Raw genomic sequence first — 14,512 nt, 5'->3', positions numbered from 1 at the left:
CCCTCACGTTTCACCGGGCACCGGACCCGGGCCGGGCCGGCGTGCCGCCGGCACCGAGAACCGGCCGGCCGCCGCCGGCGCCGTCGGGTCGGTGGCCGCCGGCCGAGCGCGCCACACATGGGGCGCGGCGCCGTGGCCGGGGGTCGAGGCGCTCAGGGACCGCGCCGGGCCGAGCGTTCGGCGGACCCGCCTGCGGCGGCACAGTCGTTGTCCGCGGCCACGGCGGCGGCCCGGGCCGGTGAGCCGCGGCGGGCCGGTCAGGTACTCGCCGCTTCGGCCACTGGTGCGGTCGCGGACGTGTCGGCCGGAGTGTCGGCCGGTGGGGCCGGATCCCCTCCGCCCGGCGCCGCCGGGCCGGCCGCCGGGCCAGCGGGGGGCCGGCTCTGTCGGAGCACGGCGCGGACTCGTTTGACCGCGAGACCGAACATCGCGGCCAGGTCGTCGGCCTTGCGGCCGCCGGCGTGCAGCTCGGTCAGGATCTCGCAGCGGCGTTGCTCGATCTCGGCGAGCCGGGCATCGGCGTCGGCGCGGACGCGCTGCGCCTGCTCGTCGAGATCGGCCAGTGCCCGGTCGCGCTGCGCGGCGACCTGGGCGGCCTCGGTGTCCGCGCGTGCGTAGCGTTCGAACGCCGCGTCCTCACGCCGGCGCCGCTCGGCCTCCTCGGCGTCGAGCCGGTCGCGCGCCGCCGCCAGTTCCGCGACCCGGTCCCGGATCTGCCGGTCATTGTTCGTCTTGTTCTTGCCCGCCACGTGGGCCACCCCCGATCCGTCGACCGTCGCTTCCCCACCCGAACACCGGCCGGCGCTGCGTGCCCTGCACCGCCGCACTCGGGCCACCCGATGGTGCCCCACTCGCCGCAGCCCTGGCCACCGTTCGGTGCCCGCCGATCGCCACCGGTCGGCACTTCGCGGCTGCCTCAGTGGCCGTCACTGCGGCCCTTCGACCACGTCCTCACCCAGCTCTACCTCATCGCCTTGTTCTGTCCTGACTCTTCAGCTCTGTCTTCCTCTTCCTCCTCTCCTGTCATCACCTCTAGATCATCTTCTTGCTCTCCGACCCTCCTCGTCCTAGATCATCCTCCCATCACCTCCAGGCTTCACACCTATGCATCAAATGATCTTGCCGGTGGCTGGCGCCTCGCGTAGCCTTCCTGTCATGGGCGTCGTGCGTGTGACCGCGATGGCGCCCGGGTCTGTCGAGTACCTGCTCCACGGCTGCGATTCCCACCCCGAACAGACCCCGGAACAGGGGGCGGAGCAGGGGGTGGACTCCCCCGGTGTGGACAGCCCGGAACACTCCCACGGGGCGTGGGAACGCACCCCCGGAGCGGCGGAGTATCTGACCTCCGGGGCGGAGCACGGTGAACCCGACGGGGTGTGGTTCGGGGCCGGTCTGGAGGCGCTGGGGCTGCCCGCGCAGCCCGGTGACACGGCCACAGCGGAGGACGTGCGGGCCATCTTCGGGCAGCTTCGCTACCCCGAACACGTGGTGCCCGGGTCGACGGAGAAGACCCCGGTGTATCTGGGGTCGAAGCCGCGGCGGTTCCGCACGGCGGCGCAGATCGTGGCCGATGCGCTCAAGGCCGAGCCGGGGGCCACGGCGGAGCGCCGGTTCGAGATTGAGACGTCGGCGAAGAAGAACACGCGGACCCCGACGGCGTACTACGACGTGACGTTCTCGCCGGTGAAGTCGGTGTCGCTGTACTACACCGCGTTGCTGGCGGCCGGCGACGCGGAGGGCGCGGAGTTGGTGCGGGCGGCGCACGAGCAGGCGGTGCGGATCGCGTTGTCGGCGGCCGAGGCGGACGTGGCCTATGTCCGGTCCGGCCGGCACGAGGGCCGCGGCCCGTCGGGGCGGACAGTCGGTGAGTGGGAGGCGGCCACGGGGTTGGCCGCGGTGGTCTATGGCCATCACACCAACCGGGACGGGGAGCCGCAGCTGCACTCGCATGCGGGGGTGTTGAACCGGGCGGCCACGGCCGATGGCCGGGTGCTGGCGCTGGACGGTCAGGCGTTCAAGCCGGTCAAGGACGCGATGGCCACCGCCTACACGCGGGCCTATCAGCAGTTGCTGACCGAGTCGATGGGGGTGGTGTTCGAGCTGCGCCCCGACGGGGTGGCCCGGGAGATCGCCGGTATCGACGCGGAGCTGCTGGCCGCGGCCAGCACACGGACGCACGAGAAGGTGCGGCCGCGGGTTGCGGAGCTGGTGGAGGCCTACACCGCGCGGCACGGGCGGGCGCCGGGGGCGCGGGCCAAGCGGGCTCTGGTGGAGCAGGCGGTCAAGGACACCCGCAAACCCAAGACGGGGTTGGCCGGTCCGGCCGCGGTGGCGGCGTGGGCGTCCGGGGATCGTGGCCGGGCGGCCAGGTTGGCGGCCGCGCTGGACGCGGTCGACGAGCGGGTGATGGCCGCAGCGGCCAGTGGCCGGCACCCGGGCGTGGCCGCGGTGGACGGTCCGGCCGGGATGACCGGCCAGGTATCGGGGCGGGAGGCCGCCCGGTTGGTGCTGGCCGAGATCGACGGGTTCCATGCGGCCACCGCGGCCGCGGTCGACGGCCACGCCGCGAACGAGCGGCCGGGCACGACCGGGGTGGTGGCCGCGGATCGGGGGCTGTCGCGGCTGGGTTTCGTGGTCGATCAGGCCTTGGTGGCCGGGGTCGAGGGGGTGCAGGCGAAGTACGCGACGTGGACGGTCGGGAACCTGACCGCGGCCATCGACGAGCACCTGGGTGACCACGCCGGGATCGGGGTCGCGGCCGGGCAGCGGCCGGCGTTCGTGGCCGCGTTGGCCGGTGCGGTGCTGGCGCAGCCGGGGCGTTACGGGGTCGTGCAGGTCTCGGCCGGGGACCCCGTCCCGGTCCCGGAGGTGCTGCGGCGGACAGGCCCGGGTGGGGACGGGCGGTCGATGTTCCGGGCCCACATCGACGAGCGCTACGCCACCACCACGGCGATCGCCGGGGAGGAGCGGCTGCGTGCCCTGACCCACACGACCGGTGCGGTCACCGTGGCCGAGGAGCGGGTCGACGCCGCGATCGGGGCGCTGAGCGAGCGGGGATTGTCGGCTGATCAGGCGGCGGTGGTGGCCGGGGTGCTGGGGTCGGGGCGGACCGTGGACGTGCTGGTCGGGCCGGCCGGGACGGGCAAGTCCCACACTGTCGGTGCGTTGCGGACCGCGTGGAACGCGGAGGTCGGTGGGCGTGTGCTGGGGTTGGCGACGGCGAAGATCGCCGCGCAGAACCTCGACGGGCTCGGCCTGGAAGGGATGACCACCGCGGCGTTCCGGCGGCAGTTCCTCGAACCCGACGCCGGGAACGGTCAGGTGCGGCAACGGCTGGGTGCCGGGGACCTGGTCGTGGTCGACGAAGCCGGGATGAGCAGCACCGCGGAGCTGATCGCGATCGCGGACCTGGCCGCCGCGGCCGGGGCGAAGGTGCTGCTGACCGGGGACCACCACCAGCTGCAGCCGGTCGGGGCCGGGGGCATGTTCGCACACCTGGCCGCCGGGCCCGGTGTGTTCGAACTCGACACCGTGCACCGGTTCAGCGAGGACTGGGAGGCCGAGGCGTCGCTGCAGCTACGGGCCGGGCAGGCCTCGGCGGTGGCCGCCTACACCGACCGCGGCCGGGTCCGGACCGGGTCGCTGGAGGAGATGGCCGAGCACGCCGTGCGCGGGCACCTGGCCGACATGCTCGACGGCAAACAGGCCCTGCTCATCGTCGACACCAACCAGATGGCCGCCGAACTGTCCAGGAAGGTCCACGAGGAGCTGGTGCGGCTCGGGCGCGTGTCCCCCGACGTCCTGACCCGCCTGCCCGACGGCACCGAGGTCGGGGTCGGTGACCTGATCCAGACCACGTGCAACGACGGCCGTCAGCGCGTCGATCCGGGACCGGACGGGACGCACCGGCCGGTGACCAACAAGCAGCGCTACACCGTCCTGGGCCGCGATGAGCAGGGGCAGCTGCTCGTCCAGGACGACCACGGCGCCACCGCGCACCTGAGCAGGTCCTACGTCGAGGAGCACGTGCGGTTGGCGTATGCGGTGACCAACCATGCCGCCCAGGGGGTGACCGTCGACGTCGGGCGCGCGGTCACCGGCCGCGACGCCACCCGCGAGTCGCTGTATCCGGCGATCACTCGCGGCCGGTCGACGAACCTGATCTACCTGGTGACCGAGCAGGCCCCCGACGCCCACGACCCGCGCCGTATCGCCGACACCGCCGCGCAGCGGCTCGCCGACGTCGTCGCGCGCAGCGAGGTCGACGAAGCCGCCGTGACCGTGCGCGAGAGCGCCGAGCACGACATGGGTTCGTTCGCCACCCTCGGGGCGCTGATGAACCAGGTCAGCATGCGCGCCGCCGGCTCCGGCAACGACGAGGTCCTGGCCGGGCTGCTCACCACCGACCAGTACGAGCGGCTGCGCAACGAGCCCGCTTACGGGCGGATGCTCAACAAGGTCTACGCCGCACAGCTCGACGGGCACGACCCCCGCACGCTGCTGGGTGAGGCGGTCGGGATGCGCGGCTTCACCACCGCCGAGGACCTGTCGAAGGTGCTGCACTGGCGCCTCGGTCGGCTACTGGAGCACCGCGAACCCGAACGCGACACCACCGTGCCCGGGGCGGAGTGGACCACGGTGGCCGACACCCTCGCCCCCGGCGAGGTCCGGGACTACCTGCACGCTCTCGGTGAGCTCGCCCAGCACCGCCAGCACGACCTCGGGCAGCAGATCGCCGAACAACCCCCCACGTGGGCGCGTGAGCGGCTGCCCGAGGCCCCGGACCCGCACGAGGCACCGCAGGAACGGGCCGAGTGGGAACGCCGGGCCGGGCTGGTGGCCGCCTACCGCGAGTACCGCGGCATCGGCGAGGACCAGTCCTCCCTGGGGCAGGCGCCACCGGCCGAGCAGCCCTTCGCCTACGCGCTGTGGCGCCAGGCCACCGAAGCGCTCGACCCGGACCCGACCGCGCTGGCCTGGCAGCACAAGGACACCACCGAGCTCTACCAGGCCCGCGAAACCTGGGCGCTGGAGCTGTATCGCGCCGACGAGTACGGGCCCCGCGCGGTCGGCGAGGAACTGGCCGCCACCCGGCGCCTCGCCGCGGAGATCCGCGACGACGCCCTGCTGGCCCGCGCCGAAGCCGACGCACCCGACCCCACCCGAGACCGCGCCGAACTCCTGGCCACCGCGCGGCGCCACCACGAACTCGCCGACACCTACACCGCCGAAGCCGACGCCCTCACCAGCGAGTACGAAGCCCGCCAACAGTGGTGGGAACACACCGCGCCGCTGCGCGAGGCCGACCAGGCCGCCGCCGTCGAACTCGAACGCCGCAACCTGCCCGCCTGGCGCGACACCACACCCACCACCGAACAGCGGGGCGAACAACTCGCACTCGGCGACATCGGCGACGTCGTCACTCCGGACACCGGACACGACACCGAACCCACCAGCCAGGACCCGAGCACCCGGACCCAGCAGGCCCTCGACACCCTGGACCAGACCACCCGGCCCAACCATGCCCACCGCGGCCGCCCCGCCCCGACGCAGGACCGCGAACAGCAGCAGCGCGCCATCCACGACGCCTACACCCACCGCGCCCACCAGGACCAGCTCCAGATCGAAGCCGACCGCAACAGCAGCCGAAGCCACACCCAGCCCGGACACGGCTACGACCACGGTCACCACCTCGACCACGGCCACGCCGACCTGGGCTACGACGACTACGGCTACGACCTCGACGACGACTACTACTGACCCCAGACGGGGGCACCGCACCCCCGGGGCCGCAGCGATGCCAGCGGGGTGGGGCGGATCAGCTAGCTGCTGAGCAGGCGGTCCCACGCTGCAGCGCTCGCGGCCCGCAGCTCGTCCCGATCGTATTCGAGGCCCATCGCCCGCTGGTGCAAGCGGTCCGCTTCATGCTCGGCAGTCAGGCGCAGTGCCCGCTCGTCGGCCAGCACCCGGGTGCCCGTGACCTCCCACGGGCCCGGGCACATACCGCGATCAGCGTCTCCGATGTACTCGTGCCACGGCGGATCCACGATCTCGTACATCGAGTACGTCTCCCGAGGAAACCCCCAGGACACCTCGAACTCCTGCTCGACCAACGCCCGCAGCTCGTTCTCGTGGAACACGTCCGCGGAGGAGTGCACGCCTTCGCGCAAGAACTCAGCCGAGACCGGGGCCCGCTCCCCCGTCTTCAACACCGTCGCCATCGCACCCACGTAGACGTGGCAGTGCCACCGAGCCTGCTCGAACCCCGGCGCCGAGGACTCGACCAGCGCGGCCAGCTCCAACCGCGCCGGCGACAGGATCGAGGACCGCTCCGGGTCCCCGGCCCACCCGCACGCACGCTGGACCTCGCGCAACAACCGGTCCACGAGCCCGCCGTAGGCCCGGCCCCAGGCTTCGATCTTGTCCGACAACCCGGCCTCGGCCATCCCGTCCAGCATCACCGACAACGACGCCGGCGCCCGGAACAACACCTCGTGGGTACCCGGCGGCGGAACAGCCGCAGGATCGGCCACATCGAACAACCCGGCAGGCTCGACACGAGTGTCCCCGAACCGGCCGATACGAGCCATTCCGGACACGACACCCACCTCCGCGGGCTCACCCACTACTCAGCTAGCCCAGTGTAGAGGCAGAACCTGACAGCGAACTCGAGGTCAGGTTCCTCGCCGGGCCTGAGTGCAGGCCAGCTGAAGCCGTCGAGGCGTTGAAGGACCGATTCGGCGATCGCCCCGATCTTGAAAGTCCTCGGCGTCGCCGCGTCGACCTGTTACGGCTGGCTCACCCAACAACGCGACCCGTCGCAACGACGCCGTTCCGACACCGAGTTGCTCGAACAGATCCGCGAGATCCACGAACGCTCGGGGGCGACCTACGGCGCCCCGAGGGGTGCACGCGACCCCTGCGCCGGCGCGGCCACTTTGTCTCGCGCAAGCGGTCGAGCGGCTGATGCGCGAGCACCGCCTACAGGGCGCGTTCCTGCGTACACGCTGGCGCGTCGCTTCGACCAGGAAGAACCCGCGCCACGCTCCGGCTCCAAACTTGGTCAACCGGGTCATCGGACACCCACAAGGACTGTCGCATAGTTGGTGACAGCGGCTCCGCCCATGTTGAAGACCAGGGCCTGAGCTGCTCTCGGCAGCTGCATCTCCCCCGCCTCACCGACGAGCTGTTGAGCGGCCATAACGTGCTGTGAGACGCCCGTCGCACCGATCGGGTGTCCCTTAGCCTTGAGGCCACCCGACACGTTGACCGGCAAAATACCGTCTCGCGCGGTGTGTCCCTGCGCTAACAAGGTGCTCCCCTTGCCCGGCGCGGCGAGTCCGAAGGCTTCATACTGAAGTAGCTCGGCCATTGTGAAGCAGTCGTGGGTTTCGATCAGATCGAGCTCGCTCACATCGGACGCGGCCTGGGCTAGCGCAGCGCGAAACGCCCGTCCTGCGCCGTCGAAACTCAACGGGTCCCTCCGAGCCGCTAGGGCCATCGGCTCATTGGTCTGTGACCGTCCACTTATAGCCACGGACCTCCGAGCCGCGCGGGCGACGTCTGGTGAGGTGACAACTACGGCCGCAGCTCCGTCGGAGACGAGTGAACAATCCGTCCTGAGCAGGGGGTCGGCGACTACTGGGTTACTTTTGGAGACGGTCGCACAGAAGTCGACGCCCAGATCACGACGCATGTGTGCGACAGGGTTGGTGACCGCGTTGTGGTGGTTCTTCGCCGCGATCGCGGCGAGAGTCTCCCGCAGGCTGCCGTAGCGCTCGGAATACTGCCGCGCTAGTGTCGCGAACACGCCCGCGAAGCTGCCGAAGGTGGCCTCGGTCCGCAAGTGTGCACAACCGAGCAGGATGTCACCGATCTCTTGACCGGACACGCCTGTCATTTTCTCGGCACCTACGACGAGGACCACATTCGCGGTTCGTGCGGCGACCATGTCGAAAGCGGCGTAGAGGGCAGCGCTTCCGGTTGCACAGGCGTTCTCCGAGCGGACTGCTCGTATCCTCGCCAACTCCGGTGCACCCGCCCCCACCAGGGCGGCGTCGAAGCTCTGCCGCGAGAAGCCGGCTCCGAAGACCCCGACGCTGATAGCGTCGACGTCCGCGGCGTCCAGTTCCGCGTCCGCAAGCGCGGAAGCGCTGACATCCGCGATCAGGGCCTCGACGTCGGGATGGTCCAACTTACCAAACCGGGTGTGAGCCCACCCGATGATATGTGTTAACCCAGTCATGTCTGGACCTCCGTTGGTGAGGGCGGTGCAAAGGCAGACAAGGAGGGGTCGACCGCAGCACCGGCCGGCCCCTCCTCCCGGGTCAGGCGGGGGCCTCCACCTCTGAATCCGAGCGCTCGGTCTTTATGTACTTCAGGAGAGCCTCCACGACGTCCTGATTCTGCTCTGCGGCCTGCTTCTTCACATCGAGCCACTCCCGGAGATCCTGGTTGGCCGTCGCGACCCGGTCGTTCCAGTTCTCCGTCATGGGGGTGGTGATCTCGAGGCGGATATTGTTCACCGGGTCGTGGAAATAGATGCTGTAGATGATCTTGTGATCGGTCGGGCCGACGACCTCGATTCCGTTGTGCACCAGCCAGGCGTGCCACTTGTCGACTATTTCCATGCTGTCAACCTCGAAGGCTAGGTGGTCGAAGATCTCATAGGCAAGATGCCCCTTTGGGTTCGCCTTTGGGATCCCGGGGGCCTCGAAGAATGCCAGGGTGGAACCATCGCGCAAGCGAAAGAAGACATGGAAGTATGGAATGTCGTCACCGGTGGACGGAACGGAGTCGCCGATAACTGTGCTGACCATCGGCATGCCCATGATATTCTGGTAGAAGTCGACCGTGCCCTCCACGTCGTGTGTGACATAGGCGAGATGGTTCAGCATCTTCGGCCCGCCGGGAAGTGTAGGGGCGGTTCGACTCTCGCTGGGTTGCTCGGTGGTGGTCATGTCATGTACTCCTCGGTGGTGATAGATATAGAGTTCGTCGTCGCATAAGTCTCGTATCAGCGATCACGAGGGGCACGACCTGATTCTTCTATCCCGGCGATATCGATGTTCGTGCACCGGGCATGTGGCGAATTGTCAGTTCGACCAGCGGGTGGTATGTCCCTCGACGACACGAGCTCGGAGGCCTTGGTCATGTCGGTGAACGTCCATGATTCGAGCTGATGACGACCCGGTCCTTTGTGACGACCTCGGGTGCGGTTGGCCGGTTCGGGCCTCAATCGCTGGGATGGTGGGCTCCGTGGCCGGCCGCGCTGCGGTTGCCGGGGGGACAGGCTGATCATCCTCACGCGGTGACCTTGATCGCGTGTGGATGGAGCTGGGGCGGTGTTGAACACCGATGGGTCCGAAGGTCGCTCATGGTGCCGTATACGGCGCAGGCGGCCCGTAGGAAGGCGAGGCTGTCTGCGGTATGCATCGCCGCAGTCCAGCGCAGTAACCCGATACAACCCACGACCTCACCGTGCACCTCAACCGGTAGGAACAGGGCCGAGGTCGGCTGTGGCTCCTCACCGCGCAGGATCCGGAATGTGTTGCGGTGTGGGTGCGCCGTGACCTGCGCGAGCTGAACCGGCCCTCCGGTTCGAACGGCGTGCGCACTGGCGAAGTGGCCCTTCAGCGATACACGCGGTCCGACGGCCTCGGCCCACCGGGGTGACATGCCGGTGTGGGCGAGCAGTCGAAGCCAGGATCCCTCGAGATGGTGGACACCGACACCGTCGGCCAAGTTGGCTTCTACGAGCTTCGCCGCCATGCACTGCGCAGCCTCGTCGACGTCGTTGCAAGCACCGAGCGCGGTAACCAGCGAGGCGAGCTGGTTGAGATGCTCCTCGCCGACCGAGCGCGCAGGCGCGGGCTGTGCGTGGTCAGGTACTTGCACGACCGGACTTGCGAAGCGGTAACCGACCTCCCGTACCGACTCCACGAGCACCGGCTGGCGAGCGTCGTCCCCAAGCTTCTGCCGCAGCCTACAGATGAAGATCCTTAACGTATTCAGCCCGGCCTTACCGCTGCAACCCCACACGCGGGGAACGATGAATGAGGGCGGCAGAGCGCGCTCTGAGTTGCGCATGAGCTCCGTCAGTAGATCGAATTCGGTCGCCGTTAAGCGTACGGGGTGCTCATTGATGCTGACCGTGCGCTGCCACAGATCCACGTGCAAGGTCTTGCTCACCAGGTAGCGTGTCTCGAGTTTGAGGCTCTCGGCGCCGCGCCGCATGGTGGCCATGACATGGGCGAGGGTGTCGTCGGCGGACAGGCCCGCGGGGACGAGAGCATCTGCGCCAGCTCTGAGCAACGGCGCCGCGGCCATCGTGCCGAGGTCCCCCACTGCCACGATCGGTGCGGAGGTCGCGCGCCGGATCGTGGTGACGGCGTCCACCGTCCAGTTTCCCTCGCTGGGGACCACGAGTACGGCTGCGGGATGCCGGACGGAGGCCGTCCAGGCGAGCCGTGTGGTGTTGTGTTCCTCGACGACCGGCCAACCCATCGTCATGCACTGGCTCTTGAGTCGAATGAGGCCGGTGTCGTCAGACGTCGCACCGACGATCAGTACCGGTGCCGACGGCGTGAAGTGCCCGATTGAGGAGGAACGGTTACTTCCTGTCGTTTCGATCATGTGCGTCTCCGTCATTGGAAACGAGGGCCAGCACTGTGGTGGCGGCCGTCCGGGAGTATTGGGGTCAGGCGGCCGGAGCAGAGTGCGCGATCTGGCGGAGGTCAACGTCGGGCCGTGCCGCGAGCTCCGGTGCGAGGTCGATCCTGTTCTCGAGTAGGGCGCGCGCCCCCACGTGGTCACGCACCCGGTTGACGGACTCGACACCGAGAAGCCGCTCACCTGCGTAACAAAAGACGGAGAACCCCGAATTGTCTTGAGAGCGGCGGACTACAGTCCGGTCGTGTCCCTGCACGAGTCCGACCATCTGGACCTTCGCGCCGTACTGCTCAGTCCAGAACCACGGTACCGCCGAGTAGGGGGCTCCGGTACCGGTAAGTCGGGCGGCAAGGCAGCGCGCATGCCCTACCGCGTTCTGCACCGACTCTAACCGGACCTGGCCACCATCCCGGTCTGCGGATGGAAACGCGGCGCAGTCCCCGATCGCGGAGATGCGCTCATCCGACGTCCGGAGGAAGGAATCGACGAGCACGCCGTTGTCCACCCGGAGCCCTGCGGAAACGGCGAGCTCGGTAGCCGGTACGACACCAATCCCGACGACCACAAGGTCACACGGCAGAACCGTGCCGGCCGACGTCACCACACCAGCTGCACGTCCAGCGTCCTCGATGATGCGCGTAACGCTTTGCCCCACAAGGACTGCTACACCGTTGGCCGCGTGCATGTCCGAGAGGTGTACGGCGGTCACCTCGCTCACCGACCGCGGCAGGAGACGATTCGCCGCTTCCACGACAGTGACCGATCGCATGACCTTGCTTGCGCAGGCGGCGATCTCAAGGCCTATGAAGCCGCCGCCCACGACGACGACCGATCCACCACACCGGAGTGCGGACCGGAGCTGAACTGCCTCGTCGAAGGTCCGCAGATAGTGGACTCCCGGAAGGTCGCCACCCGGAACCTTCAACTCCAGGTTCCGGGAACCGGTGGCCAGCACGAGCTGGTCGTAGGCCACCTCCGCCCCAGAACTGAGCTTCACGGCGCGCTGGTTACAGTCGATCTGTACCACAGGGTCACCGGTTCGTAGTGCAATGTCCTTCTGCTCGAACCACTTCAACGCGCGCAGGCCCACGACGGCACTGTCCTCCGTGGGATTTGTTGCGCCGAGGATCCCCTTGGACAATGGAGGTCGGTGGTACGGCAGGTGGGGTTCCTCGCCGAGGATGGTGAGGGCCGCGAGCGGATCGGCCGCCCGCACGGTGGCGGCGAGCTCGACGCCGGCATGTCCACCGCCGACGACCACGACGTGGCCCGTCATACCTGCGACTCCGGGACCCGGACGACGAGCCCATCGAGCTCTGGTGTCATGACCAGCTGGCAGCTGAGTCTGCTCTGCTCGGTCCTCGGGGCGGTGGTGGCCTCCAGCATGTCGTCCTCGTCCTCTGAGAGCGCGGGGAGCGCCCCCCAACCGTCCTCGACGTACACGTGGCACGTCGAGCAGGCGAGATTGCCACCGCATTCGGCGACGATGCCGTCGATTCCGTTGGCCACGGCGGCCTTCATCACAGGCGTCCCGACCGGGACGCTGACCTCCTCGCGGGTGCCATCGTCGAGAATATAGATCACTGTGGGCACGAACGGTCCCTCCGCCACCGCACCGGCAGGTTCAACGGACCGCGGAAGACCCAGCCCGCCCACCGGGTTTCGATGTCGTTTGCGAGCTCGAGGCCCTCGAACCGGTCGAAGAGGGCGGGCAGGGCGATCTGCCCAATGCAGATCCGTGCCATCCAGGCGCCGAGGCAGAAGTGCGGCCCGCTGCCGAAGGCGAGATGGCCCGCGGTGTGGGCGTGGATGTCAAACTCGTCGGGTGCAGTGAAGCGCCGCTCGTCGCGGTTGGCCGAGGCGACGACGACGCCGACCCTGGCCCCCCGGTGCAGCGGCACGCCTGCGAGCTGTGTGTCCTCGACGACCTGTCGGGGGTACATTCCGATCGGGGCGATCCACCGGACCGCCTCCTCGAACACCCGCTTCCATAGCGTGGGATCGGCTTCCACTGCGGCGCGCTGTTCGGGGTGAGTAAGCAAGGCGTAGGTCGCCGTGGCCCCGGAGTCGCGGAGCTCGTTGATTCCGCCCGCGATGATGACGCGTACGTTCAACTGGACGTCGTCGACGTCGAGTGGTGGATCGACGTGCAGCATCGCCGATACGATTGAGTCGTCGGGATTGGCCAGGAAGTGCTCGGATGACGCGGCGACGGCGGCGTCGAGGGCGGTGACCGCGGCATCGTTGCGGGCCCAGACCGCGGGGTCCTGCGCGTGGTTCGCGCACCCGTCGATCATGTCCTGGGACCAGTTGAACAGCTCGGTGTCGGAGACGCCGCGCAGACCGAGCACCGCAGCGAGGGCACGCGCGGCCAACGGTCGGAAGTAGTCCGCGAACAGGTCGGCCTCACCGGGCCCCGGCCCACCGAGGTCGTCGAGCAAATCGTCGGCGAGGGCACGGAACCGGTCGGCCCAACTGCGAACGGCGCGGGGCCGGAATGAGGCCTCGGCGGCGGCGCGCAGGGCACGGTGGGACTCGCCGTCACGCCGCATCAGGACCTTGCCGATCGCACGGACGACGACCGAGGGGTCTTCCGCGGAGGAGAACACCCCCGGGTTCCGCTCAATCGTCACGATGTCCTCGTACCGGGTGACGAGGTGATAACCCAGGGCCGGGACCCAGGCCACCGGTTCATGGGCGCGCAGGCGCGCATAGATCGGATACGGGTCGGCGTTCAGAGCGGCGAGTGAAATCTCGGCGATCGGGTCGACCGGGCTCCTGGGGGGGCCACTCTCCGTGGGCGTAAGCGTCATCGGTACCTCCTCGGGTGCCGATGACGATGACACCGGATCGGACTACGGTAAAGGCGAACCTTCCGAACGCTTTCAACGGAGAAACCTCATGGCTCGGTTCACTCTTCGGCAGCTGGAGTACTTCGTCGCGGTCGCCGACCACACCACGATCACGGCCGCGGCCCGGCACTGCGGCGCGTCGCCTGCTGGGCTGTCGGAGGCGATCTCGAACCTGGAGCGGTGCCTTGGGGTGGACCTGCTGATCCGGCATCGAGCCAGGGGTGTAGCGCTCACCCCAGCGGGGGTCCGGTTCGCGGCGGGCGCCCGTCCGCTCCTGGCCGAGGCAGACGACCTCGAAGCGGTGACCCGGGCGGACGGTGCAGTCGTGGCGGGCCGGTTGGCGATGGCCTGCTACACCTCGCTCGTCCCCTTCCTGTTGCCCGCGTTGCTCGACGAGTTCGCTCTGCGGCACCCGAAGCTGCAAGTCGACCTCGTGGAGGGCTCGCACGACGAGTTGCGCCCATTGCTGGTGGGGGGAGCGTGCGAGATCGGCCTGTTGTACGAGAACGGCATCGGGGCAGATCTGGAGTACACGGTTGTCCAGGCATGCAGGCCGTACGTGATCCTCCCGGCGGACCATCGGCTGGCGTCGCGCAACGAGGTGGCCCTCGCCGACCTCGTAGCGGAGCCGCTGATCACCTTCGAAGTCCCGCCGAGCGCCGACTGCGCCCGGCAGATCGTGGCCGACACCGGCTTGGAGCACGTGCCGGGTCATCGCACCACGAACATCGAGATGGTCCGGTGCCTGGTCGCGCGCGGACTTGGCTGGGCGATCATGGTGCAGCGCTGGCCGAGCGCCATCAGCTACGAGGGTCGCCCCCTGGTGTCCCGCCCGATCGCCGACCCGGTCGACGAGTTCAGAGTCGCGGTGGCGTGGCCCGTCGGGACCCGCCAAAGGCGCCGGGCGACAGCGGTCGCCGACTTCTGCCGGGAGACGTTTGGTGTCGTCGGATCGACATATTCCTGACATGCGCGTGGTGTCACGGTGA

Annotated in this window: 10 protein-coding genes; 2 read left to right on the top strand and 8 right to left on the bottom strand. The window is 69.0% G+C overall.

Going from position 1 to position 14,512, the window contains the following annotated elements; all coding sequences use genetic code 11:
• Positions 1-257 precede the first annotated feature (257 nt).
• Entirely contained in the window at positions 258-758 is a 501-nt protein-coding gene (locus tag AB0J24_RS21990) for a translation initiation factor IF-2 (RefSeq protein ID WP_358684195.1), read from the bottom strand.
• A 397-nt stretch (positions 759-1,155) separates the two neighbouring features.
• On the opposite strand from AB0J24_RS21990, the gene mobF reads away from it, so the two are divergent.
• Complete coding sequence (gene mobF / locus AB0J24_RS21985; RefSeq protein WP_358684193.1) at positions 1,156-5,760, top strand: MobF family relaxase; 4,605 nt, start codon at positions 1,156-1,158, stop codon at positions 5,758-5,760.
• 62 nt (positions 5,761-5,822) lie between these two features.
• On the opposite strand, the gene AB0J24_RS21980 is transcribed toward mobF, so the two are convergent.
• The 7 genes from AB0J24_RS21980 to AB0J24_RS21950 all read right to left on the bottom strand — a co-directional run bounded on the left by AB0J24_RS21980 (position 5,823) and on the right by AB0J24_RS21950 (position 13,484).
• Positions 5,823-6,599 carry a hypothetical protein gene (locus AB0J24_RS21980; protein WP_358684191.1) on the bottom strand — a complete coding sequence of 259 codons (777 nt, stop codon included), beginning with the start codon at positions 6,597-6,599 and terminating at the stop codon, positions 5,823-5,825.
• 473 nt (positions 6,600-7,072) lie between these two features.
• Positions 7,073-8,245 (bottom strand): thiolase domain-containing protein, encoded by a 1,173-nt coding sequence (locus AB0J24_RS21975; protein WP_358684189.1) that lies wholly within the window; start codon positions 8,243-8,245, stop codon positions 7,073-7,075.
• Positions 8,246-8,327: 82 nt separating this feature from the next.
• Complete coding sequence (locus tag AB0J24_RS21970; protein WP_358684187.1) at positions 8,328-8,960, bottom strand: VOC family protein; 633 nt, start codon at positions 8,958-8,960, stop codon at positions 8,328-8,330.
• A gap of 343 nt (positions 8,961-9,303) precedes the next feature.
• Entirely contained in the window at positions 9,304-10,635 is a 1,332-nt protein-coding gene (locus AB0J24_RS21965; protein WP_358684185.1) for a winged helix-turn-helix domain-containing protein, read from the bottom strand.
• A 64-nt stretch (positions 10,636-10,699) separates the two neighbouring features.
• A complete protein-coding gene (locus tag AB0J24_RS21960; protein ID WP_358684183.1) occupies positions 10,700-11,947 on the bottom strand; it encodes an FAD-dependent oxidoreductase in 1,248 nt (415 codons plus the stop codon).
• Entirely contained in the window at positions 11,944-12,264 is a 321-nt protein-coding gene (locus AB0J24_RS21955) for a 2Fe-2S iron-sulfur cluster-binding protein (protein ID WP_358684181.1), read from the bottom strand. The genes AB0J24_RS21960 and AB0J24_RS21955 overlap by 4 nt, the downstream gene beginning before the upstream one ends.
• Positions 12,252-13,484 (bottom strand): cytochrome P450, encoded by a 1,233-nt coding sequence (locus AB0J24_RS21950; protein ID WP_358684179.1) that lies wholly within the window; start codon positions 13,482-13,484, stop codon positions 12,252-12,254. The genes AB0J24_RS21955 and AB0J24_RS21950 overlap by 13 nt, the downstream gene beginning before the upstream one ends.
• Between AB0J24_RS21950 and AB0J24_RS21945 the strand changes: the two genes are divergently transcribed.
• Positions 13,468-14,490 carry a LysR family transcriptional regulator gene (locus tag AB0J24_RS21945; RefSeq protein WP_358684177.1) on the top strand — a complete coding sequence of 341 codons (1,023 nt, stop codon included), beginning with the start codon at positions 13,468-13,470 and terminating at the stop codon, positions 14,488-14,490. The genes AB0J24_RS21950 and AB0J24_RS21945 overlap by 17 nt on opposite strands.
• Positions 14,491-14,512 lie beyond the last annotated feature (22 nt).

The organism is Pseudonocardia sp. NPDC049635, assembly GCF_040659795.1.
GTDB lineage: Bacteria > Actinomycetota > Actinomycetes > Mycobacteriales > Pseudonocardiaceae > Pseudonocardia.
This window is presented reverse-complemented; position numbering and strand designations above follow the sequence as displayed.

Bases quoted from the DNA above. Each gene is read 5' to 3' on its own strand.
- mobF (WP_358684193.1), top strand. From the start codon at position 1,156: ATGGGCGTCGTGCGTGTGACCGCGATGGCGCCCGGGTCTGTCGAGTAC.
- AB0J24_RS21975 (WP_358684189.1), bottom strand. From the start codon at position 8,245: ATGACTGGGTTAACACATATCATCGGGTGGGCTCACACCCGGTTTGGT.
- AB0J24_RS21970 (WP_358684187.1), bottom strand. From the start codon at position 8,960: ATGACCACCACCGAGCAACCCAGCGAGAGTCGAACCGCCCCTACACTT.
- AB0J24_RS21965 (WP_358684185.1), bottom strand. From the start codon at position 10,635: ATGATCGAAACGACAGGAAGTAACCGTTCCTCCTCAATCGGGCACTTC.
- AB0J24_RS21960 (WP_358684183.1), bottom strand. From the start codon at position 11,947: ATGACGGGCCACGTCGTGGTCGTCGGCGGTGGACATGCCGGCGTCGAG.
- AB0J24_RS21950 (WP_358684179.1), bottom strand. From the start codon at position 13,484: ATGACGCTTACGCCCACGGAGAGTGGCCCCCCCAGGAGCCCGGTCGAC.